Origin of the sequence: Streptomyces sp. NPDC051561 (assembly GCF_044454195.1) — a bacterium.
Taxonomy (GTDB): domain Bacteria; phylum Actinomycetota; class Actinomycetes; order Streptomycetales; family Streptomycetaceae; genus Streptomyces.
Window position 1 is genome coordinate 151,206 of sequence record NZ_JBITDM010000016.1, and the last position, 25,702, is coordinate 176,907.

The 25,702-nt window shown below is 69.9% G+C and carries 23 protein-coding genes; 4 read left to right on the forward strand and 19 right to left on the reverse strand.

The annotated features are described in order from the left end of the window. Positions 1-20: 20 nt before the first annotated feature. Positions 21-704, reverse strand: a complete 684-nt coding sequence (locus ACIA73_RS29390) for a response regulator (protein ID WP_399441830.1) — start codon at positions 702-704, stop codon at positions 21-23. Next, a complete protein-coding gene (locus ACIA73_RS29395) occupies positions 701-1,855 on the reverse strand; it encodes a sensor histidine kinase (protein WP_399441831.1) in 1,155 nt (384 codons plus the stop codon). The genes ACIA73_RS29390 and ACIA73_RS29395 overlap by 4 nt, the downstream gene beginning before the upstream one ends. Before the next feature lie 249 nt (positions 1,856-2,104). Here ACIA73_RS29395 and ACIA73_RS29400 point away from each other — a divergent pair, with 249 nt between their 5' ends. After that, entirely contained in the window at positions 2,105-3,094 is a 990-nt protein-coding gene (locus tag ACIA73_RS29400; RefSeq protein WP_399441832.1) for a carboxymuconolactone decarboxylase family protein, read from the forward strand. Here the strand turns inward: ACIA73_RS29400 and ACIA73_RS29405 are convergent. The 8 genes from ACIA73_RS29405 to ACIA73_RS29440 form a co-directional block, all read right to left on the reverse strand. Continuing rightward, positions 3,039-4,589, reverse strand: coding sequence for an NCS1 family nucleobase:cation symporter-1 (locus ACIA73_RS29405; protein ID WP_399441833.1), 1,551 nt, complete (start codon positions 4,587-4,589; stop codon positions 3,039-3,041). The genes ACIA73_RS29400 and ACIA73_RS29405 overlap by 56 nt on opposite strands. A gap of 69 nt (positions 4,590-4,658) precedes the next feature. Beyond that, positions 4,659-5,663: a TIGR03842 family LLM class F420-dependent oxidoreductase gene (locus ACIA73_RS29410; RefSeq protein WP_399441879.1), complete on the reverse strand. Its 1,005-nt coding sequence runs from the start codon at positions 5,661-5,663 to the stop codon at positions 4,659-4,661. A gap of 915 nt (positions 5,664-6,578) precedes the next feature. After that, entirely contained in the window at positions 6,579-6,968 is a 390-nt protein-coding gene (locus tag ACIA73_RS29415) for a hypothetical protein (RefSeq protein WP_399441834.1), read from the reverse strand. Between the two features lie 319 nt (positions 6,969-7,287). Continuing rightward, positions 7,288-8,679, reverse strand: coding sequence for a dihydropyrimidinase (hydA, locus tag ACIA73_RS29420; protein ID WP_399441835.1), 1,392 nt, complete (start codon positions 8,677-8,679; stop codon positions 7,288-7,290). Between the two features lie 187 nt (positions 8,680-8,866). Continuing rightward, positions 8,867-10,150, reverse strand: coding sequence for an aspartate aminotransferase family protein (locus ACIA73_RS29425; protein ID WP_399441836.1), 1,284 nt, complete (start codon positions 10,148-10,150; stop codon positions 8,867-8,869). Continuing rightward, positions 10,147-10,989, reverse strand: a complete 843-nt coding sequence (locus tag ACIA73_RS29430) for a nitrilase-related carbon-nitrogen hydrolase (RefSeq protein ID WP_399441837.1) — start codon at positions 10,987-10,989, stop codon at positions 10,147-10,149. Before ACIA73_RS29430 ends, ACIA73_RS29425 begins: the two co-directional genes overlap by 4 nt. A gap of 202 nt (positions 10,990-11,191) precedes the next feature. Continuing rightward, positions 11,192-11,590 carry a PPOX class F420-dependent oxidoreductase gene (locus ACIA73_RS29435; protein WP_399441839.1) on the reverse strand — a complete coding sequence of 133 codons (399 nt, stop codon included), beginning with the start codon at positions 11,588-11,590 and terminating at the stop codon, positions 11,192-11,194. Positions 11,591-11,662: 72 nt separating this feature from the next. Beyond that, positions 11,663-11,920, reverse strand: coding sequence for a helix-turn-helix domain-containing protein (locus tag ACIA73_RS29440; protein WP_399441840.1), 258 nt, complete (start codon positions 11,918-11,920; stop codon positions 11,663-11,665). A 41-nt stretch (positions 11,921-11,961) separates the two neighbouring features. Here ACIA73_RS29440 and map point away from each other — a divergent pair, with 41 nt between their 5' ends. Beyond that, positions 11,962-12,729, forward strand: coding sequence for a type I methionyl aminopeptidase (gene map, locus ACIA73_RS29445; RefSeq protein ID WP_399441841.1), 768 nt, complete (start codon positions 11,962-11,964; stop codon positions 12,727-12,729). Positions 12,730-12,780: 51 nt separating this feature from the next. Here map and ggt read toward each other — a convergent pair whose 3' ends face one another. Then, a complete protein-coding gene (ggt, locus tag ACIA73_RS29450) occupies positions 12,781-14,646 on the reverse strand; it encodes a gamma-glutamyltransferase (RefSeq protein ID WP_399441842.1) in 1,866 nt (621 codons plus the stop codon). Positions 14,647-14,879: 233 nt separating this feature from the next. Between ggt and ACIA73_RS29455 the strand changes: the two genes are divergently transcribed. Next, positions 14,880-15,626: a hypothetical protein gene (locus tag ACIA73_RS29455; RefSeq protein ID WP_399441843.1), complete on the forward strand. Its 747-nt coding sequence runs from the start codon at positions 14,880-14,882 to the stop codon at positions 15,624-15,626. A 58-nt stretch (positions 15,627-15,684) separates the two neighbouring features. Here the strand turns inward: ACIA73_RS29455 and ACIA73_RS29460 are convergent, their stop codons facing one another. The 8 genes from ACIA73_RS29460 to ACIA73_RS29495 all read right to left on the reverse strand — a co-directional run bounded on the left by ACIA73_RS29460 (position 15,685) and on the right by ACIA73_RS29495 (position 24,145). Then, positions 15,685-16,275 carry a hypothetical protein gene (locus tag ACIA73_RS29460; protein ID WP_399441844.1) on the reverse strand — a complete coding sequence of 197 codons (591 nt, stop codon included), beginning with the start codon at positions 16,273-16,275 and terminating at the stop codon, positions 15,685-15,687. Between the two features lie 80 nt (positions 16,276-16,355). After that, entirely contained in the window at positions 16,356-17,399 is a 1,044-nt protein-coding gene (locus ACIA73_RS29465; RefSeq protein WP_399441845.1) for an ABC transporter permease, read from the reverse strand. Beyond that, positions 17,396-19,066, reverse strand: a complete 1,671-nt coding sequence (locus ACIA73_RS29470) for a sugar ABC transporter ATP-binding protein (protein WP_399441846.1) — start codon at positions 19,064-19,066, stop codon at positions 17,396-17,398. The genes ACIA73_RS29465 and ACIA73_RS29470 overlap by 4 nt, the downstream gene beginning before the upstream one ends. A gap of 43 nt (positions 19,067-19,109) precedes the next feature. Further along, entirely contained in the window at positions 19,110-20,087 is a 978-nt protein-coding gene (locus ACIA73_RS29475) for a sugar ABC transporter substrate-binding protein (protein WP_399441847.1), read from the reverse strand. A gap of 115 nt (positions 20,088-20,202) precedes the next feature. After that, positions 20,203-20,592 (reverse strand): D-ribose pyranase, encoded by a 390-nt coding sequence (gene rbsD, locus ACIA73_RS29480; RefSeq protein ID WP_399441848.1) that lies wholly within the window; start codon positions 20,590-20,592, stop codon positions 20,203-20,205. Then, positions 20,585-21,649, reverse strand: coding sequence for a ribokinase (locus ACIA73_RS29485; protein WP_399441849.1), 1,065 nt, complete (start codon positions 21,647-21,649; stop codon positions 20,585-20,587). The genes rbsD and ACIA73_RS29485 overlap by 8 nt, the downstream gene beginning before the upstream one ends. Further along, a complete protein-coding gene (locus tag ACIA73_RS29490) occupies positions 21,646-22,794 on the reverse strand; it encodes a LacI family DNA-binding transcriptional regulator (protein WP_399441850.1) in 1,149 nt (382 codons plus the stop codon). The genes ACIA73_RS29485 and ACIA73_RS29490 overlap by 4 nt, the downstream gene beginning before the upstream one ends. A gap of 166 nt (positions 22,795-22,960) precedes the next feature. After that, positions 22,961-24,145, reverse strand: a complete 1,185-nt coding sequence (locus tag ACIA73_RS29495; protein ID WP_399441851.1) for a nucleoside hydrolase — start codon at positions 24,143-24,145, stop codon at positions 22,961-22,963. 342 nt (positions 24,146-24,487) lie between these two features. Between ACIA73_RS29495 and ACIA73_RS29500 the strand changes: the two genes are divergently transcribed. Continuing rightward, positions 24,488-25,684: an Ig-like domain-containing protein gene (locus ACIA73_RS29500; protein WP_399441852.1), complete on the forward strand. Its 1,197-nt coding sequence runs from the start codon at positions 24,488-24,490 to the stop codon at positions 25,682-25,684. Positions 25,685-25,702 lie beyond the last annotated feature (18 nt).

Below are 25,702 nucleotides of genomic sequence, written 5' to 3' on the forward strand. Positions count from 1 at the left end.
CGGGGCTCGCACACCGGCTCTCAGACCGCCGGTCCCGGAGTCACCAGGCCCGACTCGTAGGCGAACACGACCAGTTGGGCCCGGTCGCGGGCCCCGAGCTTCACCATCGCCCGGCTCACATGGGTCTTCGCGGTCAGTGGGCTGATGCCCATGTGGGCGGCGATCTCCTCATTGGTCAGACCGCGCGCCACCAGGGCGGCGACCTCACCCTCCCTGCGCGTCAGGCTCTCCAGGCCGGGCGCGGTGTGCCGGTCCGGCGGGCGGGAGACGAATTCGGTGATCAGCCGCCGGGTCACGGACGGCGAGAGCAGGGCGTCGCCCCGGGCCGCGATGCGGATCGCCTGGAGCAGTTCGTCCGGCTCGGTGTCCTTGAGCAGGAATCCGGCCGCCCCGGCGCGCAGCGCGTCGAAGACGTACTCGTCGAGCCCGTAGTTCGTCAGGATCACCACATGGGTGGCGGACAGCGCCGGATCCGCGGCGATCTCCCTGGTCGCCTCGATGCCCGTCATCACCGGCATCTGTACGTCGACGAGCGCGACGTCCGGCACATGGCGGCGGACCAGCTCGACCCCCGCCCGCCCGTCGGCCGCCTCCCCCACCACCTCGATGTCGTCCTCGGCGGCGAGCAGCGCACGGAATCCGGCGCGCATCAGAGCCTGGTCGTCGACGATCAGCACCCGGATGACCTGACCCCCTCGGGTCATACAGCACCTCTCCGTTCCAGCAACTCCTCCTCCACCAGAGGAAGTTCGGCATTCACCACGAACCCACCACCCTCCCGCGGCCCGGCGGTGAACAACCCGCCCAGCGCGGTCACCCGCTCCCGCATCCCGAGCAGGCCGGTCCCGGCCACCGGCGGCGCCACCACGCCTCCCTCGTTCTCTATCCGCACGGTCACCTGCTCCTCGGCGCACGCCAGCTGGACGGAGGTCCTGGCCCGCCCCGCGTGCCGCGCCACATTCGTCAGCGCCTCCTGCACGATCCGGTAGGCCGCCCTGTCGACCGCCCCCGGCAGCCCTCGCATCTCCCCGGTCACCGTCACCGTGGCGGGCAGCCCGGCCGTGCGGGCGCGCTCGATCAGGTCGTCCAGCCGGTCGAGGCCCGTCCCCTGCGGTACGACATCGGTCCGCAGCACCTCCAGGGTGGCGCGCAGCTCGCGCATCGCCTCACCACTGGCCTCCTGGATGGCGACCAGCGCGTCCGGCACTTCCTCGCCGCGCTTGCGGGCCAGATGGACGGCAACTCCCGCCTGGAGCTTGATGATCGAGATGCTGTGGGTGAGCGAGTCGTGGAGTTCGCGGGCGATCCGCAGCCGTTCCTCGCCGGCCCTGCGCAGTGCCGCCTCCTCGCGGGTGCGTTCGGCCTCGGCGGCGCGTTCCTCGGTCTGCCGCAGATACGCCTGCCAGTTCTTCTCGATCAGCCCGGTGACTCCGGCGCAGATGAACCAGCCGTGCAGCAGCACCGTCCGCTCCAACCCGGCACCTGAGGGCTCCGTGACGAAGAACCCCACCAGGAACAGCACGCCGACCCCGATCGCCCCCGCCCGGTGTCCCTGGCGGACCACCGCGTGCACCCCGGCCACCACCGGAAAGGCCGCAGAGGTGCCGGGATGGGCGTGGGCGGCGTATCCGAGCATGCACAGCGCGGTGAGCGAGAGCACCGCCACCGGCGCCCTGCGATGCGTCGCGAGCAGCAGGGACCCGACGGTGATCAGCAGCACGCTCGCCAGGTCGAGCCCCGGCCCCGCGACGGCACCGAGCAGGACGACCACGCAGACGATGGCCGCGATCAGCAGATCCCGCAGGGCAGTTGACCACCGGTAGGCAATGCCCGCGACCCGCTCCTGACGCTTCACGGACCCCACACCCCTGCCCCCCACCCTGGCTCCACGACCCCGCCCTCACCCACACACGCCCACGCACACGGCCAAGACCATCCCCCCGATCCTGCCAGAACCCTTCCGTCCCACACCCCCTCCGCACGGACGATCCCCGCACTACTCCCCGCGAAGTACACACCCCCTCAACCGAGTTGCCGGAAGCAGCCACAAGTGACTCCGCCCGTACGACGCCCCGGCACCCCCCTCGGACCGAGCATCGTCCCCATGACCGGACCCTTTCGCTTCACCTCGCCCGAGCCGCCCGAGTCCGCCACCGGGACCACTGCCGCCGTCTACCAGCAGGTGCTGACCGACTTCGGCGTCCCGCATCCGCCGACCTTCGCCGTCCTCTCCGCTTCGCCCGAACTCCTCAGCGGTTTCTGGGCGTTGATGCGCGAGGCACTGCTCTCCGGGGCCGCCCCACGCACCGACAAGGAACTCGTCGCGGCCGGCACCTCCCTCACCAACGGCTGTCACTTCTGCGTCAACGCCCACCTCTTCCTCCTGCACGCGGGCGGCGAGCCCACCCTCGCGGACCACATCGGCGAAGGCCGCCCCCTCCAGAACCCCGGACATGCCCAACTCCTGTCCTGGGGGCGGGACATCGGCACCGAGCAGCCCTTCCCCGCCGCCCACGCACAGGAGTACATCGGCACCGCTCTCGCCTTCCACTTCATGAACCGCATCGCCGACACCCTCCTCGCCCGACCGCCTCTGGACAGCGCGGACCGCCGGGCACGCCTGCTGGAGACGGCCCTCGGCCAACGCATAACCGCCACTGTCCGCCGCCAACTGACGCCCGGTGAAAGCCTGTTGCTCCTCCGCACCGAGGGAGACGCCCCGTCCTGGGCCACCCCCGGTTCCGCAGTGGCGATCGCCTACGCGGGGCTGCGCGAAGCGGCCACGATGGGTGCCGGACTGCTCTCGGACGACGACGTGCGGTACGTGCGCAAGACGGTCGACGCCTGGGACGGCCTAGGCCACCTCTCCCCGGACGACCCCCGCCTGCCGCTGCGCGAGGACCGCCCCGGCGCGCGCATCGCCCTGCTCGCCGCACTGGCCCCGCACCACCTCACCGAGGAGGACGTCCAGATGTGGAAGGTACCGCCGTACACCGACCACTGCCTGCTGCACTTGGTCGCCTACGGCGCCATGGCCGCTACGGAACGGCAGGCCGCCCGTCTGCCGGCCCCCGCGAAGCCCGAGCCCGCGTAGCCATCAGCCCGACGTACAGCACCAGCGAAGCCGCCAGTCCCACCGCCCACCCGTAGTCCGCGAGCGGCTTCAGGAAAGGAATCAGTCCGTCCTCGGGGAAGGGGCCCTTCCCCGAGGCGGAGTGGGACCCGCCGACCGCGAGCACGCCACCGACCACGAAGGCCACCACCGCCCGCCAGTTCCAGCCCCCCGTGTACCAGTACCGCCCCTGCGGCCGGTACAGATCCGCCAGCTCCAGCACCGTCCTGCGTACGATCCAGTAGTCGGCGATCAGAATCCCGGCGACCGTCCCGAGCAGCCCGCCGACCAGCCCCAGCCAGGTGAAGATGTACAGCTCGGGCGTCTCGGTCAGCTTCCACGGCATGATCAGAACGCCCACAACTCCCGTGATCAGCGCACCCCTTCGGAAGTTGATGTGCTTCGGGGCGAGGTTCGCGAGGTCGTAGGCGGGCGAGACGACATTCGCCGCCAGGTTCACCGAGATCGTGGCGACGAGCACGGTCACCAGCGCGAAGAGCAGCCCGAAGACGTTGTCGGTCCTGGCGGCCAGCGCGACCGGGTCCCAGACGGGCGCCCCGTACACCGCCTGCGAACCCGAGGTCACGAACACCGAGAGCAGCGCGAAGAGCGTCATGGTGGTCGGCAGACCGAGCGACTGCCCCCAGATCTGGGCGCGTTGTCCTGCCGCGAAGCGCGTGAAGTCGGGGATGTTGAGGCTCAGCGTGGACCAGAAGGCGATCATCCCCATCAGTGAGGGGAAGAAGACCGGCCAGAAGTCGGCGCCCCACCCCAGCTTGGACGGCTGGTCCAGCAGCGGCCCCACTCCCCCGGCCTTCATGGTGATCCACCCCAGCAGCACCAGCGCGCCGACGATCACGAACGGCGCCGCCCAGTTCTCGAATCGCCGAAGCGTCTCCATCCCCCGGTGGATGATGGCGAGTTCGACCACCCAGAACACCAGGAAGCACAGCCACAGCGTCCACGGCTGCCCACCGATCCTCGACGCCTCCGCCCACCCCCCGAACATCTTCCCCAGCAGCACGAAGATGCCCTGCCCGCCGATCCACGTCTGGATCCCGAACCAGGCACAGGCCATCGCCGCCCGGATCAGCGCGGGCAGATTCGCCCCGCGCAGCCCGAACGACGCCCGCGCGAGCACCGGAAAGGGAATCCCGTATTTCGGCCCGGCGTGCCCTGTGAGCAGCATCGGAGCCAGCACGATCACATTCGCCAGCGCGATGGTGACGACCGCCTGCAGCCAGTCCATCCCGAGCGCCACCAGCCCCGAGGCCAGCAGCCACGACGGGATGTTGTGCGCCATCCCGACCCACAGGGCGGCGAAGTTGTACGTCGTCCAGCGGCGGTGTGCCACCGGGACCGGCAGCAGGTCCTCGTTGACGAACCGCGAGTCCGGCGGGATCGCTCCCGGCGCCGGCTCGACGCGACCGTTCGGCGTGGAATCGGGGAGTTGGTTTCCTGGAGCGGTCACGGTCATCTCGGCTGAACCCTTCGTCGGCGTACGGAAGTTCAGTTCCTCGTTCAGGTAGCTCCGCTCCGGGTGTCTCTATGCAGTGGTCAGTGCCGGGATGACCGAACTTCCGTACGCGTCGATCGTCGCCTCGCGCGCGTCGTGCATGTTGTACAGGGCGAACTGGTCGACGCCCAGCGCCCGTAGCGCCCGCAGCTTCTCGATGTGCGCCTCCACCGGGCCCAGCAGGCAGAATCTGTCCACGATTTCGTCCGGCACGAAGTGGGTGTCCGGGTTCCCGGCCCGCCCGTGGTGCGCGTAGTCGTACCCCTGGCGGGCCTCGATGTACGCGGTCAGTTCGTCCGGTACGAAGTCGGAGTGCGCACCGTATTTGGAGACCAGGTCCGCGACGTGGTTGCCGACCATCCCGCCGAACCACCGGCACTGGTCCCGGGCGTGCGCGAGGTCGTCACCCACGTACGCGGGCGCCGCCACGCAGATCTTCACCGCCGCCGGATCGCGCCCGGCATCCTCCGCGGCGCCGCGCACCGCCCGGATCATCCACTCGGTCAGCACCGGATCGGCCAGTTGCAGAATGAACCCGTCCGCCTTGGCCCCCGCCATCGCGAGCGCCTTCGGCCCGTACGCCGCCATCCACACCGGCAGCTTCCCGTCCCGCACCCACGGCAGCCGCAGCGACTGCCCGTCGACCTTGGCCTCCCGCCCCTCGGCCAGGTCCCGGATGACCTCCATCGCCTCCCCCAGCCTGGCGAGCGTGTTGGGCTTGCGCCCCGCCACCCGCATGGCCGAGTCGCCCCGCCCGATCCCGCACACCGTGCGGTTGCCGTACATGTCATTGAGCGTGGCGAACGTCGAGGCCGTGACCTCCCAGGTCCTGGTCCCGGGGTTGGTCACCATCGGCCCAACGATCATCCGGTCGGTGTGCTCCAGGATCCGGCTGTAGATGACGAACGGCTCCTGCCACAGCACGGCGGAGTCGAAGGTCCAGCCGTAGCGGAACCCGTTGCGTTCGGCGCGGCGCATCAGGCCGACGACCTCGGACGCGGGCGGGTCGGTCTGCAAAACAAGTCCGAAGTCCATCGGCATGAAGGGGGTACCTCCTGGCTCGGGTACGCGCAGTGGATCGGGAGGCGACGCACACGCGCGGCGCGATGTGTTCCGGTAGCTCTTTCCACTTCGGACCGCGACGAATCTCGTATTCCGACCGCGGTGAACCACGGACGCAATGCCTCGCGGATGGCCCTCGGACGGGTCGGGAAGGGACCAATCGTGACCCCCCGCCCGTGCCTTGGCAAGGGTGCGGTCCGGCTGAGTCGACGCGCGTCCACCACACGGAAACCTCACACGGGAACGTCGGCCGGCCGGGCTGCGGGAACGTCAGCCGGCCGTCCGGGCGGCGGGAACGTCCTCGTCGGAGGTGCTGGCGGTGAAGAGCTGCGCCAGGACGGTGTACGCGGCGCCGGTGGCGTGGTCGCCGGCGCCGGTCGCGGCGCCGCGGCGACCGGCCGGTCACCGGCTTGCAGTACACCCACCCGCGCGTCGACCACTTCGGCGGCGTCCGAGGAGTCACGACGCCGGCAGCCGGGCGGGCACGGCGAAGCCGCCGGACGAGCACCTCGTCCGGCGGCTTCGCCGTGCCACGTTCTCGCGGGCGCTGATCGTCTGATCCCGCGCCTCCCGGACGAACCCGTCGGATTCCTCACTCGGGCGATGCGGCGAGAACGGCACCCACGTCCTGATTCAGGTCGGGCCAAACAGTGCGCATCGCTCGTGAGACCAGCGCGCTGCGCACGCGTATCCAGAAGTCCTCGGCGGCCGGCTCCGTGACTTCGGCTTCGTCGAACTCGGCCGCGTACCGGTGAGATCGGGCGGGAAGAGCCCGCCGAGGCCTTGCCCCGCTGCCCCGCGACTGTCGTCGAGCTCGGCTTTGAGCTGTAGCGCCCGGCTACCGCAACGGGCGCTTCAGGGGCACGGTCATCCCAGAAGGCCGCGCGGTCAGCGCCGGCCGCCGCCGATGCGGCGGTCGTCGGCCAGTCCGGTGAGCGGGCCGAACTCGCGGGCAAGCTGGTTCCACGTCAGAACCTCGCCACAGCGGGCCGGGAACTCCTTCGGGTCGAACTCGGGCATGGTCCAGGTGCCAGTGCCACGGTCCCGCAGCCACAGGTCCCCGTCACCGTCGACCACGGTCGGCGGGACCGGAACGGGCTCGGCCTGATCGGTGGGCTCCCAGGTGACCCGTCCCGGGTGGGAAACGCGGCGCAGCTCGGTGGTGGCCAGCCGCGCGGCCAAGTCACGGGTGGACTCTTCGGCGTCCTTGACCGACGCGAGTCGGAATGCGTCGTCAATGACGGGCAGGGCTGGGTTCTTGCTGCGCTTTGAGCTCATACGCTGATTACCTCCGGTGGGGGGCGTCACATCCGTTATGGCACCCCGTAGGGGAACACGGTAGCCGAGGCGGGAGCCGGGCCGGCCACGGCCACTGTCCAGGTGGAGGCGTCGGCGCACCGGGCGGCGGGGCCAGATGGTGAGCTGGTCCTGGACGTGCCGCAACCCGTGGTGGCCGGCCGAGCTCGGCCGGGCGAGTGATGGCCTTCCGGGCAACGAAGACCTCATCGCTTCATCAGGTGCCACATAAAACGGCCCACCGCAAGGCCGCTCCGGCCCATGCGCCCCAACACCTCCCCGAAGTGAGGCACTCCCCTCCTCAACCCAGGTACTGAGTAGCGGCGCGGGCGACGTACGTCCCGTGTCCGGCCCGCCCCTTGAACTCGCCTTGCTCGACCACCACTTCACCCCGCGAGAGCACGGTCTCCACCCGGCCCGTCACGCGCTTGCCCTCGTACGCCGAGTAGTCGACCGCCATGTGATGCGTGGCTGCCGACATGACCTGCTCGGCGGTCGGATCGTAGATGACGACGTCGGCGTCCGCGCCCGGCGCGATCGTGCCCTTCCTCCCGTACAGCCCGAACATCCGGGCCGGGGTCGCGCACGCGATCTCGATCCAGCGGCGGCGGGTGATGTGCCCGTCGACGACGGCCTGGTGGAGGAGGTCCATGCGGTTCTCGACGCCGGGCAGACCGTTGGGGATCTTGGAGAAGTCGCCGCGGCCCAGTTCCTTCTGGCCGGTGAAGCAGAACGGGCAGTGGTCGGTGGAGACGACCTGGAGGTCGTTGGTGCGCAGGCCTCGCCAGAGGGCGGCCTGATGCTCCTTGGGGCGCAAGGGGGTTGAGCACACGTACTTCGCGCCCTCGAAGTCGGGCTCGGCGAGGTTGTCGGTGGAGAGAAAGAGGTACTGCGGGCAGGTCTCGCCGAAAACGGGGAGGCCCTTGTGGCGGGCCGTCGCGATCTCACCAAGGGCTTCCTCGGCCGATACGTGGACGACGTAGACGGGAGCTCCGGCGACCTGTGCGAGCTTGATGACGCGGTGGGTGGCCTCCGCCTCCAGGAGGGCCTTGCGGACCTCGCCGTGGTAGCGGGGGTCGGTCTCGCCACGGGCCAAGGCCTGTTCGACGAGGACGTCGATGGCGAGGCCGTTCTCGGCGTGCATCATGATCAGGCCGCCGTTGGAGGCGGCTTTCTGCATCGCGCGAAGGATCTGACCGTCGTCGCTGTAGAACACGCCGGGGTACGCGGTGAACAGTTTGAACGAGGAAATCCCTTCGGAGACAAGGCCGTCCATCTCCTTGAGGGAGGATTCGTTCACGTCCGACATGATCATGTGGAAGCCGTAGTCGATCGCGCACTTGCCGTCGGCCTTCGCGTGCCAGGCGTCCAGGCCGGCGCGCAGGCTCTGCCCCTGGGACTGGACGGCGAAGTCGATGATCGTGGTGGTGCCGCCCCACGCCGCGGCCCGCGTGCCCGACTCGAAGTCGTCGGAGGCGAAGGTACCGCCGAACGGCATCTCCATGTGGGTGTGCGCGTCGACGCCGCCCGGGATGACGTACTTGCCCGTCGCGTCGATCGTGCGGTCCGCCGTCCAGGTCTGGGTGCCGGGGGCGGCCAGCGCGACCACCCGGCTGTCCTCGATCAGGACGTCCGCGTGCATCTCCTCGGCTGCGGTGATGACCAGTCCGCCGGTGATCTGTGTACGTGTCATACCTGTGCTCCTTCTGCCTGCGACTGTTCGGGGCCGTCGACGCTGGGATCACAGCGGCCGGGGGCGAGCCACGGCGTCGTACGGCGCCGGTACGGGCCCGCCGAACCGGCGTCGTACACGCCGCTCCTCCGGCTCAGCGGCCCGATCCAGCAGAACGACTCACGACTCGCGGATACGTGTGCGGCGACTACACGGCGTGGAAGGCGCGTTCGAGGATGGACGCGCCCTCCTCGGCCTCCGCGACGGTGAGGGTGAGCGGGGGTGCGATGCGCAGGACGCTGGTGTTGTGGCCGCCGCCCTTGCCGAGCAGGAGGCCGCCCTCGCGGGCTGCTTCCACGACGGCGCCGGCTGCCTCGGGCCAGGCCTGGTCGGTGCCGGGACGGACGATTTCGATTCCGGCCATCAGGCCCCGGCCGCGTACCTCGCGGACGCAGGGAACGCCGGCGCCGATGGCGCGGAGGCGTTCCAGGAGGAGGCCGCCGACGCGGCGGGCGTTGCCCTGGAGGTCGTGTTCGAGGAGGTAGGTGAGGTTGGCGAGGCCGGCGGCCATGGTGACCGGGGAGCCGCCGAAGGTGGAGATGGAGCCGGAGTCGACGCAGTTCATGACTTCGGAGCGGGCGACGACGCCGCCGATGGACATGCCGTTGCCGATGCCCTTGGCGAAGGTGAGGATGTCCGGCGGGCCGTTCTCGGCGTGGGCCTGCCAGCCCCAGAAATGGTCGCCGGTGCGGCCCCAGCCCGTCTGGACCTCGTCGGCGATCCAGAGGATGCCGTGGCGGTCGAGGACCTCGCGGAAGGCGGCGTAGAGGCCGTCGGGCGGTGAGGTGAAACCGCCGACGCCCTGGACGGGTTCGGCGATGAGGGCAGCGACCTGGCCCCGGGTCTGGCCGAGCAGATCTTCGAGGTCGGCGACGCAGGACTCGATGAACTGGGCGTCGGAGAGGTGCGCGTAGGGGCCCCGGTGGCGGACGCCGCCGTGGACGTAGAGGGTCTGGAGGGGGGAGAGGCTGGTGGGCGACCAGTTGCGGTTGCCGGTGAGGGAGACGGTGGCGAAGGAACGGCCGTGGTAGCTGTTGCGCATCGCCAGGACCTGGTTGGAGCGGCGGTACGAGGTGGCCAGCATCAGGGCGGTGTCGTTGGCCTCGGTGCCCGAGGTGGTGAAGAAGACGCGGGCGTCCGGGATGCCGGAGAGGTGGGCGATGCGCTCGGCGAGGTCCACCATGGGGCGGTTGAGATAGAGGGTGGAGGAGTGGATCAGGCGGCCGGCCTGTTCGGAGACCGCCTTGGTGACCTCGGGGAGGGCGTGGGCGGTCATGGTGGTGAGGATGCCGCCGAAGAAGTCGAGGTACTTGCGGCCCTCTGAGTCGAAGACGTGGCGGCCTTCGCCGTGGGTCAGTTCGAGGGGGTTCTGGTAGTAGAGCATCAGCCACTCGGGCATGACGGCCTGGTGACGGGAGTGGAGGTCGGTCACGGCTGTACCAGTCCTTCGTAGGCGTCGGGGCGGCGGTCGCGGTAGAACGCCCACTGGTGGCGGACCTCTTCGATGAGGTCGAGGTCGAGGTCACGGATGACGAGTTCCTCGGCCTTGTCGCTCGCCGTCTCGCCGACGAACTGGCCGCGCGGGTCGACGAAGTAGCTGGTGCCGTAGAAGTCGTTGTCGCCGTACTCCTCCTGGCCGACGCGGTTGATCGCGGCGATGAAGTACTCGTTGGCGACGGCCGCGGCGGGCTGCTCCAGCTGCCAGAGGTGTGCGGAGAGACCGCGGGAGGTGGCGGAGGGGTTGTAGACGATCTGGGCGCCGCCCAGGCCCAACTGCCGCCAGCCTTCCGGGAAGTGGCGGTCGTAGCAGATGTAGACACCGACCTTGCCGACCGCCGTGTCGAAGACCGGCCAGCCGGCGTTGCCCGGTTTGAAGTAGTACTTCTCCCAGAAGCCCTTGACCTGGGGGATGTGGTGCTTGCGGTACTTGCCGAGGTAGCTGCCGTCGGAGTCGATGACGGCGGCGGTGTTGTAGTAGAAGCCGGAGGCCTCGCGCTCGAAGACCGGGACCACGATCACCATGCCGGTCTCGCGGGCGAGTTCCCGCATGCGCTGTGTGGTCGGGCCCTCGGGGACGGCTTCGGCCCAGCGGTAGTGCTCGGGCTCCTGCACCTGGCAGAAGTACGGGGCGTTGAAAACCTCCTGGAAGCCGATAATCCGCGCTCCCTGGCGGGCGGCCTCCCGGGCGTGTTCCTCATGCTTGGCGATCATGGATTCGGTGTCGCCGGTCCAGGTGGCCTGGACCAGGGCGGCGCGTACGACGTTGGCCATGACTCGTCTCCGTTCAGCCGGACGACGGCCCCCCGGGCAATTCCGACGGGACGTCAGAGACCTTCTACGCCCGTAGAGTTGGGGCGTGGATGCTTGAACGTAAGCCGCCGCGCGGAGTGGGGCAAGACCATCACCGTGAACCCGCGGAGTAGATCTTGTTTCACACCCGCAGGGGTGAATGGTCCGCTCCACACCTCGATCGTCAGGCCGAGATTTCGATCTTGATCGCAACATGCGGGCGCTTGCCGCGCCGAGCGAGAGTGGCGGGCAGGTCGGTGAGCCAGTACTGCCAGGTGTACTTGCGGGCGAGCAGCTTGCGCACCTTCCGCAGCCCGTCCTCGTCGAGCAGGGTGGCCCTGGCCTCGAAGGTGGGCGCGCCCGGCTTGATTCCGCCGCGGAAGTCGCAGGGGGCGATGGTCACGTTGCCGTCGCGACGGATCCGCTTGACCTTCCAGGACTCGGAGTTGGTCCACACGTAGAGCGCACTGTCGTCACCGGCGGCCCAGACGGGCGTGGCGACGGGCGTGCCGTCCTTACGGAAGGTGGTCAGGCTGACGTAGCGGGTACGGGCGAAGGCGGCATGTGCGGCACGGGTGTCCATGCCGCCGAGCCTACGCGCGCAGGCGCCGCGCGGGTCGGACGGGCGCACCCAGGGCGATATCAGGCGCGGCGATCAGACAGGGACCAGCTCGCACCGCACGATCAGCTCGTCGAGGGAGAGGCCGAGGGTGCCCGCGAGCGCTGCGACGGTGAAGAAGGCGGGCGTCGGGGCGCGACCCGTCTCGATCTTCCGCAGGGTCTCGGCGGATAGACCGGCGCAGGCGGCCACGTCGGCCATGGTGCGGCCGGCGAACGTACGCGTTTCACGGAGCAGCGAGCCGAGTCGTTCGCCGCGCTCGTGCTCTTCGGGGGTGAGAGGGGTGCGGACCATGCCGTTATTCTAATACCTACTCGACCGGTATAGTAATTGGCATGGTTGAGATCAAGACGGATGCGTCCGTGGACGCGATGCGCGAGGCCGGACGAGTGGTTGCCCAGGCTCTGACGGCGGTGAAGAAGGCGGCGGCGATCGGCGTCACACTGAAGGAACTGGACGAGGTGGCGAGGGAGGTGCTGCGGGAGGCCGGCGCCGGTTCCCCCTTCCTCGGGTACCGCCCGGACTGGGCTCCGGTGCCGTTCCCGGGGGTTATTTGCGCGTCGGTCAACGAGGCGATCGTGCACGGGGTCCCGACGGAGTACCGGCTGCGGGACGGCGACCTGGTGAGCATCGACTGCGGTGCGAAGCTGGACGGCTGGGTCGGGGATTCGGCGATCAGTTTCACGGTGGGGCGGGCGCGCGAGGCCGACGTACGGCTGATCGATACGGCGAGGGCGGCGCTCGACGCGGGGATCGCGGCGGCGGTCGTCGGGAACCGGATCGGCGACATCGCGCATGCGGTGGGCACCGTGTGCCGGGCCGCGGGGTACGGGATTCCGCAGGACTTCGCCGGGCACGGCGTGGGGCGCTCGATGCACGAGGGACCGGACGTACCGAATGAGGGGCGGCCGGGCAGGGGAATGAAGCTGCGGCACGGGATGGTGCTGGCGATCGAGCCGATGGTGATGGCTGGCGGTGCGGATGACTACGGGCATGCGCCGGACGGCTGGACGCTGGTGACGCTGGACGGCAGCCGGGCGGCGCACGCGGAGCACACGGTGGCGATCACGGAGGCGGGGCCCCGGGTGCTGACGGCCTTGTGAGCTGAGGGAGGTACGGGGGCGCCGTTTAACGGCACCCCCGCCCCCATCGGCCTACGGACGTACCACCATCGCCGACCCACCACCCCTGCGGACCTTCTCCGCCGCCGCGAGCCATCGCCCGTCGGGCAGCCGCTGCACACCCGTGGCCGCACCGATCTCCGGGTTCTGCTTGAAGACGTGGCCGAGGGCTTCCAGCTCGCCCCGCACGGGGCTGTTCCAGAGGCCGGGTTCCAGTTCCGTGGTGGCCGCGTTGCGCTGGCTGGCGCGCGGGGCGGCGATGGAGTCGACCAGCGGCAGACCCCGGTCGACGTGGCCGATCAGGCTCTGCAGGACGGTGGTGATGATGGTGGCTCCGCCCGGGGAGCCCAGTGCCAGCACCGGCTTGTCGTGGCGGTCCAGGACGATCGTCGGCGAGATCGAGGAGCGCGGGCGCTTACCGGGGCCGGGCAGGTTCGGGTCGTGGACCGCCGGGTTGGCGGGGGCGAACGAGAAGTCCGTCAGCTCGTTGTTGAGCAGGAAGCCCCGGCCGGGGACCGTGATGCCGCTGCCGCCGGTGGACTCGATGGTCAGGGTGTAGGCGACGACGTTGCCCCACTTGTCGGCCGCCGTGAGGTGCGTGGTGTTCTCGCCCTCGTACGTCGTCGGCGCGGCCGTGCCCGAGCTCTTGCAGTCCCGTGACGGGTGTCGCGGGTCGGCCGGCGGCAGCGGGCTGACCAGTACCGCGTCGTCCTTGATCAGGCACTCGCGGGAGTCGGCGAACCGCTGCGAGAGGAGTTCCCTGGTGGGTACGGACTCGAAGGCCGGGTCGCCGAGCCAGCGGCCCCGGTCCGCGAAGGCGATCCGGCTGGCCTCGATGTAGCGGTGCAGGAACTGCTTCTGGGAGGCCTTGGAAAGGTTGGTGCGCTCCAGGATGTTGAGGGCCTCGCCGACGCTGGTGCCACCGGAGGAGGAGGGGCCCATTCCGTACACGCCGAGACCCCGGTAGTCGACCTTGGTGGGGGCCGGGCGCTCGATCTCGTACCGGCGCAGGTCCCTCTCCGTCAGGTCGCCGCCGCGCACCTTGCGGGTGGCCTTGGGGTCTACGGGCGGCTTGTTGACCGTACGGACGATGTCACGGGCCAGGTCGCCGCGGTAGAGGGCGTCGACGCCGTGACGGCCGAGCTTCTCGTAGGTCTTCGCCAGGTCGGGGTTCTTGAACTTGGCGCCCACGACCGGGAGTTGGCCGCCGGGCAGGAAGAGCTGGGACGAGGCCGGGAAGTCGCGGAAGCGGGCCTCGTTGCCCTGGGTCTGTGAGCGGAAGGTGGCGTCGACGGTGAAGCCGTCGCGGGCGAGGCGCTCGGCGGGCTTGAGGAGGGTGCGCAGGGGCTTGCTGCCCCAGGCGTCCAGGGCCGCCTCCCAGGTGGCGGGGGTGCCGGGGGTGCCGACGCTGCGGCCGCTGGTCATGGCCTCGTCGGTGGGGATCGGCTTGCCGTTCTCCAGGAAAAGGGTCTTGTCGGCGCTGCGCGGGGCGGTCTCGCGGCCGTCGATGGTGCGGACCTTGCGGGATCTGGCGTCGTAGTGGACGAAGTAGCCGCCGCCTCCGATGCCCGCGGAGTACGGCTCGGTAACGCCGAGGGCGGCGGCGGTGGCCACGGCCGCGTCGACCGCGTTGCCACCGTTGCGCAGGACCTCGATGCCGGCCGCCGAGGCGTCGGCGTCCACGCTGGCGACCGCGCCGCCGTGGCCGACGGCGACCGGGACCTTCGGGGGCGTGGTGCTCGCGCCGGCCGGGCCCGTAGCCGTGGCTGCGGCAGCCGTGGCGGCAGTGGCAGAAGGGGAGTCCGTGCCCGGCGGTGCGGCTGCTCCCACGGTGACGACCGCCGCGGTGACGGCCAGCAGAGACAGGGCCCGTACGGCGGGCCGGGTGGGTCGACGCATGCGTACCTCCAGGCGAACGGCGTCCGCGCACTGTAGCTCCGGCCGCAGGCCCCCGCCAGACGGTCAGGGGCACATCTCGCCCAGTGGCCCAACAGGTAATCCGCACGACACACAACAGCCGTACAACCCCTCACTTCCGTACGAACGACACACCGCACGCATCACCGTCATCACCGACCCGAGGGCGCCCCGCCCATCCCACCGGCCTGTCATGCCCGCTACCATGCGCGCCCATGAATGACGACCTCCGCACAATCGTCCTGGGCGTGGTGGCCGCCGGTGTCGGCGCCGGGCTCGGCTGGTTCGTCCGCAGCTGGTTCCAGCGGCGCCGGCTCCGGCGCAAGCAGGAGTTCTTCGGGCTGCCGAAGAACTCCGAGTCCCTGCTGGTCGTCAACCGCGACGCGGGCACCGACGGCGCCCTGCACCGTTCCGACGTCTTCGCGCTGATGGAACTCTCCGCGCTCATCAAGGACTGCGGCGCGCACTCGCAGGTCCTCTCCCACGACGTCGCCCAGCAGGGTTTCGGCGAGCGCACGGAGTTCTGCGTCGGCGGCCCCTCGTCGAATCGCCGTATCGTCGCCCACCTGGCGAGCCTGCTGCCCGGCATCCGCATCAATGTGGACGCCGAACCCACCCCGGACCGCGGGGCGTTCCAGATAGGCGCCGACCGCTACCGCCTCGAACACGGTATCTCCGAGTACGTCCTGCTGGCCCGGCTGAGTGTCGGCGACGGCGCACGCCCGGTCTTCCTCTTCTGCGGACAGCGCGCGATCACCCATCAGGCGGCCACCCGCTACCTGGCCCGCAACTTCGAGAAGCTGGCCCGCAAGCACGGCGACAGGTCGTTCTGTCTGCTGCTGAAGGTGGTCAACTCGCAGGCGTACGGCCCCGATGTGGTGGAGCTGGTGGCCGATGTGACGCGGGCCGCGCAGACCCCGCTGGCCGCACCGCCGCGCAATGCACACCGTGCGGCGAGCTGAGCGACGTATCAGATGTGTCAGACGTATCAGATGTATCAACCGCGTCGCGGACACCGGCTCAACGCCGCTGGTCCTCCACCTGGAGCGTCGGCGGCGCGTACGACCTGACCAGACCGAGCACGTCCTCCGGCACCAGCTCGAAGACCTGCCGTTCGAAGCACAGCCCCGCCTTGGCCCGCATGGCGTTGCCGGTCATCAGTGAGAGCCTGCGGTACGCCGCCCGGGGCCGGCAGACGTACGGCAGCGAGACCTCCGACTCGCGGGCCTCCACCACCACGAACTGGGCGCCGCGCACTCCCACCGCGCGCACGGACAGCAAGTCGTCCCAGGGCAGGGTGCGTTCGGGGAAGAGCGGCAGCCGCACCGAGAGACCACCGGGCCCCGCCGCGATGCTCAGCGGCCGGACGGCGTACCCCACGTACGTCACAGTGACGAAGAGGAGCAGCAGCCCGAGTGCGGACATCAGGGCGGCGGAGAGGGTGGAGTTGGGGCCGCCGATCACGGCCGCGATGGTGTACCCCCACATCACGGTCACCACGGCGGCCGCGACCGGAAGCGCCATGACCAGCCGTCTCAGCGGCAGCTCGATGCGGGTGTCCGCCGTCCGCACCACGTCCTGCGGACCCTGCGGGTCGTCTTCATACGTCATGTCAAGAGCTTGGGTCCTGGACGGCCCGAGCACCAGTACCGGACGGTAATCGGCCGCGTCCGGTACCGGAGGCCCGCACCTCAGCCCGCCACCGCCTTCTCCGGCATCCGGGCCGCCAGCTTGCCCCGGTAGTGGTCGACCACTACCGCGATCATGATGACCGCACCGGTGATCATCTGCCGCTGGAAGTCCGAAACCCCCATAAGGAGAAGGCCGTTGGTAAGGACGCCCAGCAGACAGGCGCCGAGCAGGGTGCCGATCATGGAGCCCTTGCCGCCGGAGAGCGAGGCTCCGCCGATGACGACGGCCGCGATCGCGGACAGTTCGTAGCCGCTGCCGAGGATCGGGCTGGCGATGTTCAGCCGGGCCATGTACGTCACGGCGGCGATGCCCACCGCGAAACCGGCGATGACGTACACCGCGACCTTGACCACGCTCGTGCGGTGTCCGGAGAGCCGGACCGCCTCCTCGTTGGAGCCGATCGCGAAGACCAGACGGCCGAAGACGGTACGGGTGAGCACGAAGTGGCCGACGACCACCATGACCAGGGCTATCCAGAAGAGCGAGGGGATGCCCAGGAGGGTGGAGGTGCCGAAGTGGCTGAAGCCGGGCGGGAAGTTGTAGAGGGTCTGGGCGTTGGTGTACTCCAGGGCCGCTCCGCGCGCCACGTTCAGCATGCCGAGGGTGACGATGAAGGCCGGCACCCGCCACTTCTCCGACACGAAGCCGTTGACGAAACCGCAGGCCATGCCGACCAGGGCGGCGACCACCACCGCGAGCAGCACCGCGACGGGGGTGGAGAGGCTGGTGGAGGTGAGTATCTCGCCGGAGACCACCGCCGAGAGCGCCATCACCGAGCCGACCGAAAGGTCGATGCCACCGACCAGGATGACGAAGGTCATGCCCACCGCGAGCATGGTGTTGAGGGTGATCTCGGTGGCGATGTGGGTGAGGTTGTCGGAGGTCGCGAACTTGGGCGCGGCCAGCGTGAAGATCAGCACCAGGGCCAGCAGGGCGATCCCGATGCCCGCCTCGCCCATCACCTGCCGGGTGAGGGAGCGGGCCGTACGGCGCGGGGCGGAGGCCTCGGCGGCGGGGCTCTTGAGGGGAGTGGGCGTGGTCATGATTCGGTCTCACCGTTCTTCGTGAGGGGTACGTCGGTGGCGGGCGAACGCGGGGATGCGGCCTCGGGGCGTACGTCGTCGGGACCGCCCGGCGCGGGACTGTCCGACGCGGGGCCGCCCGCCCGCCCCGGGCCGCCCTCGCTGACGTAACCCGCGTAGGCCAGCGCCAGAATGTGCGAGCTGTCGAAGTCCTCGCGGCGGACCTCCCCCGCGATCCGGCCGCGCGAGAAGACCAGGATGCGGTCGCAGATGCCCATGAGTTCGGGCAGGTCGGAGGAGACGACCAGAAGACCCTTGCCCTCACCCGCGAGGTCGGTCAGCTGCTGGTGGATCTCGTAGCGGGCGCCCACGTCGATGCCCCGGGTGGGCTCGTCGACGACCAGGACATCGGTCCCGGCGAGCAGCCAGCGGCCGAGCACGACCTTCTGCTGGTTGCCGCCGGACAGGGTGCGAACCGCGGTACGGATACCGGGAGTTCGCACCCCGAGCCCCTTGACCGCCTCCTGCGCGTACCGGTCCTCCTCGGCACGCCTGAGCAGTCCGCCGCGCGAGATCTTGTGGGTGGCGGCCAGCGTGATGTTGGCGGCCAGCGGCATGTCGAGGACGAGCCCCTGACCCTTGCGGTCCTCGGTCAGCAGGCTGATGCCGCGGCGCACCGCGTCCCTGGGGGTGCGGATGCGGACCGGCTCGCCCTTGACGTACACCTGCCCGCCGTCGTGGTGGTCCGCGCCGAACAGCGCGCGCACGGTCTCGGTGCGCCCCGATCCGACCAGCCCCGCGACGCCGACCACCTCGCCCCCGTGCAGCGCGAAGGAGACAGGACTGCCGCCGCGCGGATGGAGGCCTTGTGCCCGGATCAGTTCGGGTCCGATGGGCCGCACGACGTGCGGCGGGTACTCCTGGGAGAGGTCCCGGCCGACCATCAGGCGGATCACCTCGGCGGTGTCCGTGTCGGCGAGGTCCTTGGTGACCACATGGCCGCCGTTGCGGAAGACCGTCATCCGGTCGCCGATCTCGAACACCTCCTGGAGGTGGTGCGAGATGTAGAGGATGGCGGTGCCGCGCGCGGTGAGCCGCCGCATCACCTGGAAGAGCCGCTCGGTCTCCCGGGCGGTGAGGGTCGCGGTCGGCTCGTCCATCACCAGGACCTTGCAGTCCTGCCACAACGTCCGGGCGATTTCCAGGAGTTGCATCTGTGCGATGCCGAGCCGCTCGACCCTCGTGCCCGGCGGGACGTCCAGTCCGACCGCGTCGAGGAGTTCGGCCGCCCGCCGGTTGAGGGTGCGGCGGTCGACCAGGCCGAAGCGGCGCGGCAGGTGCTGGAAGAAGAGGTTCTCGGCGACGGTCAGATTGGGCAGCAGGTTGAGTTCCTGGTGGACGACCTGGACACCGGCGCGCATCGCGGTGGCCGTGTCCCTGGGTGCGTACGGCCGCCCTTCGAGCCTCATCTCCCCCGCGTCGGGCGGCTGGATGCCGGCCAGGATGCGTACGAGAGTGGACTTGCCGGCGCCGTTCTCGCCGAGCAGTGCGTGCACCTCGCCCGCCCGCAACTGGAGCTGGACGGCGTCCAGTGCCTTGACGCCCGGGAATGCCTTGCTGATCCCGGCGGCCTCCAGGACGTACGCGCCGCCAGGGGGGTGTGTGGTGTTCAGGTCGTCCATCGTCATCAGCCCATTCCGCCGAAACCGCCGCATCCGTCCATCGGCCCGGTCAGCCCGCGTCCGTGGCGGTGACGACCTTGACGTCGGTCTTCACCCACGCCTCGGACTTGCCGCCCTTGACCGCCTTCAGCGCCTCGTCGATCCCGTCGGCGGCCTGCTTCGCGGCGAACTGGTCGACCGTTGCGATGACTTGACCGTCCTTCAGATACGGCTTGACCGCGTCGATGTTGTCGAAGGACGCGACCGGGATCTTCCCCTTCTTCTTCGCCGCGCCGATCGCCTTGACCGCGCCCAGCGTCATCGAGTCGTTGGACGACATCACGCCCTGGATGTCGGGGTGCGCGGTGAGCATGTTGGACAGGACGGTGTACGCCTCGTCGGTCTCCCAGTGCGCGGTCTTGGACTCCAGGACCTTCAGCCCGCCCGCCGTGGCGGCCTTCTCGAAGCCCTCCTTGCGCTGAGTGGCGTTGGCCGCGCCCGGGTTGCCCTCCAGGATGACGACCTTGCCGCCCTTGCCGAGCTTCTTGGCGAGCACCTCGCCGGAGAGCCGGGCGCCCTCGGCGTTGTCCGGGCCGACGAACGGCACATCGAGACCTGCCGACTTGAGGGCCCCGTCGTCCAGCTTCACATCGATGTTGACCAGCTTGATGCCCGCCTTGGCGGCCCGGCCGAGCGGGGCGACCAGTGCCCGCGAGTCGGCGGGCGCGACCACCAGGGCGTCCGCCTGCTCGGTGATGCAACGGTTGATCGCGGCGACCTGACCGTCGATGTCGGTCTCGTTCTGGATGCCGCTGGACTTCAGTTCCAGGGTGCCGAGCTTCTTGGCGTGCTCCTCGGCGCCCTTCTGCATGGTCTGGAAGAACTCGTTGCCGAGCGACTTCATCACCAGGCAGACGGTCGGCCTGCCGCCCTCGGGCTTGGCGGAGTCCTTGGTCCCGGAGTCGCCTTCCTGGCCGCAGCCGGTGAGGGCGGTGGCCAGGAGAAGGGAGGCGGTGGTCGCGGTGGCGAGGGAAAGCTTGCGGTTCATCGTCGAACTGCCTTCCGTGAAAGGTGGGTTGGGGACGTGCGCGGGAGGCGGGCGGACGGGCCCGGCGATCGAAGGGGTACAGGTCCCAGAAGTACGGGACTCAGAAGTACGGAACTCAGAAGGGGACGCCGGCGCGGAGCACGACATTGGCGTACGGGGTGGTCTCGCCGGTCCGCACCACGGCACGGGCCCGCCGGGTCAGCTTCTTCAGCCGTGCGTGCGGCACCCTCTCCAGGGTGGTGCCGGCGAGCTGCTGGTCGAAGGTCATCAGAAGGCCGGGGTCGGCGGCCTCGTGGGCCACCGTGGCGTGCTCCACCACCAGCTCGTCGAGCACCGTTTCCAGTACGGGAAGGAACGCGGGTTCACCACGCCGCCAGACCAGATCGACGACCTCGACCCCGGGCGGCACCGGCAGCCCCGGGTCCGCCACGACCAGCAGATCGCCGTGCCCGAGGGACGTGATGATCTCCAGCAGCCGGGGATGCCAGAGGCCGTCGCTACGCATGGTGCACCTCGTTCGTCTCGTGCGGGGGTACGTCGGTGTCGTGGGGCGCGTCGGGTAGGCCGATGCCGTCGGCCGTGTCGGGTACGTCGGTGTCATGAGCCGCGCCGGGTACGTGAGCCGCGTCGGTCACGCCGTCCAGCAGCGCGTCCACCTCCGCCGCCGAGGGCAGCGAGCTCTGCGCCCCCGGCCGGGTGGTGGCCAGCGCCCCGGCCGCGCACGCGCGGCGTACCGCCTCGGGCAGCGGCGTACCACCACCCAGGGACAGCGCGAGCTGTGCGCAGAAGGCGTCCCCCGCGCCGACCGCGTCCACGGCCCGCACGCTGAACCCGCTTTCCGCACAAGCCCCCTGGGGCCCTGCGGCCACCGCGCCCTCCGCGCCGAGCGTGATCACCACGGTGTCCGGACCCAGCCCCCGCAGCGCCCTCGCCTGCTCGGCCCACTCGGCGTGCGCGGCGGGCAGCAGCCCGGCCGCCTCCGTCTCGTTGACCACCAGCACATCGACCGCGCCCAGGAGTTCGGCCAGCACCTCACGCGGTGACTGGGGCAGCGGAGCCGCGTTGAGCACCGTCAGCGCCCCCGCTCCGCGGGCCGCGCGGGCGGCGGCGAGCACGGTCGGCAGCGGCACTTCGAGCTGGAGGAGCAGGGTGTCGGCGGGGCTGGCCACGGTTCCGCCGGTGAGGTTGTCGAGGGCGGGAACGTCGAGATGGTGATTGGCGCCCGGCGAGAGGGTGATGGTGTTCTCGCCGTCCTGCTGGACCACGATCAGCGCCAACCCACTCGCGACGCCCGGCAGTTGGGCCACTCCCCCGGAGTCCACGCCCTCCAGCGCGAGCCGTTCGCGCAGCTCGCCGCCCAGTGCGTCGTCGCCGAGCAGGCCGATCATCCGTACCTCGGCGCCCAGCCGGGCGGCGGCGACGGCCTGGTTGGCGCCCTTGCCGCCCGCGCCGCGTACGACGTCGGCCCCGGAGACGGTCTCGCCGGGCTGCGGCAGTCTGGGCACGGTGACCGACAGGTCCATGTTCAGGCTGCCGACCACGACCAGTCGCTCACTGCTCACTGGGTATCACCGTTCTCTTTGCGAAGTGGTCCTGCTGAGGGGGGAGTTGTGCTTGCGGCGACGGCCGCCGCCAGGAGGTCCGGGTCCTCGCCACCCGCCGGGTCCGGGCAGCCGCAGGAGCCACGGGCCAGGAGGGTCACCGGGAGGACGTCCCGAGTGGGGAGCAGATCAGGTTCCTTCATCCGGTCGAGCAGCCGGCGTACGGCCGTGCCTCCCAACTCGTCGTAGGGCTGGCGCATGGTGGACAGGGCCGGACACGTGTAGGCCCCGGCCGCGATCCCGTCGAAGGACACCAGGGCAAGGTCGTCCGGCACCCGGATGCCCAGCTCGGTCGCCGCCCGCAGCACCCCGGCCGCCTGCTCGTCCGACGTGACGAACAGGGCGTCCACAGACCGGTCCCTGGACAGCAGCGCGAGCCCCGACCGGTAGCCGTCGAGCCGTCCGAAGGAGCCGTGCAGCAGGGGCGCGGCGTCCGGACAGGCCTCCCAGCCGGTACGCCCGCCCGAGCCGCTGCCCGCGCGAAGTCCCGCCTGTTCCAGGGCGGTTCGCCAGCCGACGACGCGGTCGACGGTGGGGTGGATACCGAGCGGGCCGGCGATGCAGCCGACCCTGCGGCGGCCGTGGGCGAGGAGGTGTTCGGTGGCGGTGCGGGCGCCGCGTGCGTTGTCGACCAGGACGTAACTGGTGGCGACCCCGTCCAGCTCTCGGTCGAAGACCAGGCTCGGCACTCCGGAGCGGGCCAGTTCGGCGCGCCAGGGCAGGTCGCCCCGGGAGGGGATCAGGACCAGGCCGTCGACCTGGCGGTCCACGAAGGTGCGGATGTAGCCGGACTCGCGGTCGGGGTCGTCGACGCTGTTGCCGACCAGCAGGGTGTAGCCGGCGGCCCAGGCGTGGTCCTCCAGCGACCGGGCCAGTTCGGCGAAGAAGGGGTTGGCGGCATCGGGCACCACCAGCCCCAGGGTCATCGTCTGGCTCATCCGCAGCGAGCGGGCGACCGCGTTGGGCCGGTAGCCGAGCTGCTGCACGGCGGCCAGGACGCGCTCGCGGGTGGCCGGGGCGACGGAGCGCGGGCCGTTGTTGAGCACGTAACTGACGACCGAGGGCGAGGTGCCCGCGAGCTGCGCCACGTCCTGCCGTGTTGCCATGCCGACCCCCCGAGCCACGAATCCGATTGCGCAGTACGGAAGGCCCGTCTGCCGCAACACGAGTTGGCAACTCGTGTTGCGGCAGGATTATGAGAAGCAACCCGCGCAACCGCAAGGGGTGCGGACCTGCTTGTTGTGGAGTTGTCCGGCCGGTGGAACCGCAGGTCTACTCGCTGCGCAGCAGCCCCGTGTAGAGGTCCCAGAACTTCTTGGCGTCCACGTCCAGGACGATCTGGGCCTTGCGGGTGCCCTTCGGATTGTTCGGCGCGTCGAACTCGGCGAGGTTGTAGCCGAGTGAACGCCCATAGTTCTCACCGAAGTTGGCGTCCACGTCGACGTACCGCTGCTCGGTGCGCTTCGAGACGGACGGATCGAGGAAGACGGCGGCGGTGATCGCGTCCCACAGGAAGTGGGTGGCCTTGGGGTCCTTCTCGAACTCGGGGCCCTGAAGGTCCTTGAAGATCTTCTTGATCGGGGTCTGCTTCCCGGCGACGATCCGGTCGTACTCCTTCTTGCCGTAGATCACGTGCTGCGCGGCGTCGTCGGGCACGATCGTCTGCTTGGGGAAGGGGGTGCGGACGGAGATCCGGGCGGACTCGGGGTCGAACCACCAGTTGAACTCGGCGGCCGGGGTGATGTTCCCCGGCTTGTCGAAGGCGCCGCCCATGTAGATCACTTCCTTGATCAGCGGCACGATCTCGGGGTGGGTGCGCACGGCGAGCGCGAGGTTGGTGGCGGGGCCGTCGGCGAAGACGGTGACCTGGTTCGGGTAGCGCTTGACCTGCTCGACGATGAAGTCGGCCGCCACCGTGTTCTTCTTCGGCTTGGTCTTCGGGTAGCCGCCGTACGGGGGCTTGGCGAGCTTGTCGTACGACGGCGGGCGCTGCGAGTCGAAGGCGCCGGCCCACGGCACCTTCCCGTACAGCGTGTTCTCCGCGGAGAGCCGCTCCTGGCGGCCCGGCATCAGCGGCTCTCCCGCGCCCGCGATCACCGGGATGTCGGTACGGCCGATCAGCTCCAGCTGGCGCAGCGAGTAGGCGGTGCCCTCCTCGACCCAGGTGTTTCCGCTGACGACGGTGACGCCGAGGAAGTCGACGTTCCTGGCCTTGGCCAGCATGAACATGGTGACGGCGTCGTCGTTCAGCTCACCCATGTCGGCGTCCAGGATGACCTTGCGGCCGCTCTTGTCCTGAGGGGCTCTGGCTTGTGGAGCTTCGTCCTGAGGAGCTCTGTCCTCGGAGACGGCGGGGGCGGCCTTGCCGGCAGTCGGTACGGCGGCGGGCGCCGAGGCCGCGACCGAGGGGACGAGCAGGGCGGCGGCGATCAGCGGGCCGAAGGCTCTTCTGCGCACGGGGTCCTCCGATGGGGACGTAACGGGCGGGGAAATCGACCGCGCGATTATCAGAAGCAACCCGGTCAACGGCAAGCACCCCGGCCACCGGAGGACATGCCCGCCCCGCTGCCCGCAAGGGGCCCTTCGGGCCGTCGTCGAGGGACTTTGGTCCTCACCTGCTGCGGCGCTTGTCACAAAGGCCGTTACACGTTTGCCGCAACCCGGGCTTTCTGGATTTCCTCCTAAGGGAGAGGACAGACAGGGACAGGTACCGCATCCCGCTCGTCACGCACGATCCCGCTCGCCACGCACGACCACGCGCGCCGCGCACGACCACGCATCGCCACGGAGGTTTTCCAGTTGACCCGTATACGCCGCCCGCGCATCCGGCTTCGCTCCGCCGCCCTGACCGGCACGGCGGTGCTCGCCGCGGCCACCCTGAGCGCCTGTGGCGGCGGCTCGGGGGTGGGCTCCGGTTCCATGACGGCCGGGGAGGCCAAGCAGACCAAGGTCTCGGTGAGTACCTCGGGCGAGCAGGCCAAGGCGGGTGAGCCGGTCAAGGTCACCCTGACCGAGGGCGACAAGCTGGACAGTGTCACGGTCAAGGACACCAAGGGCGGCATCCTGACCGGCGAGATATCCGCCGACGGAAAGTCCTGGACCTCCACCCGCACCACCTCCCCCGGCACCAAGTACACGGTCGACGCGAAGGCAGCCAACGCCACCGCCGCCCAGTCCTCCTTCACGACCGCGAAGGCTGACAAGGTCAACAAACTGGCCATGGCGCCGGGCAAGGACACCACGATCGGCATCGCCCACCCGCTGTCGATCGTCTTCGACAACCCGGTGAAGAACCGCGCGGAGGTCGAGAAGAAGCTCAAGGTCTCCACCTCGAACAACACCGAGGGCTCCTGGGGCTGGATGATGGACTACTCCGGCAAGGACCGCGTCGACTGGCGTCCCAGGGAGTACTGGAAGCCCGGCACCAAGGTCACCCTGGAAGCGGACCTCAACGGAGTCGACTCCGGCACGGGTGGCGGCTGGTTCGTCCGCGACTACAAGACCAACTTCACCATCGGGAAGAACCAGGTCGTCAAGGTCGACCTCGACAACCACCGCCTCAAGCTGATCCGCGACGGCCAGGAGATCAAGGACGTGCCGATGTCGGCGGGCACCCCCGGCGGCAAGAAGGCGTCCTGGCGCGGCAAGACGGTCCTGATGTCGAAGGAGGGCACCATCAACATGCGCTCCGAGACCGTCGGCCTGGGCGACGCCTACGACAAGATGGTCGACTACTCGATGCGGATGACCTGGTCGGGCATGTACGCGCACGCCGCCCCGTGGAACAAGGGCTACTTCGGCTCCGCCAACAAGAGCTCCGGCTGTGTCGGGATGAGCGACGCCGACGCCAAGTGGATCTACGACCAGGTCCAGGTCGGCGACCCCTTCGAGGTCACCGGCGACGACGCCAAGGGCACCCAGGCCCTCAACAACGGCTACGGCAACTGGAACGTCTCCTGGACGGAATGGCAGAGCAAGAGCGCCCTCAAGAGCTGAGACACCGGCTCCGGGGCC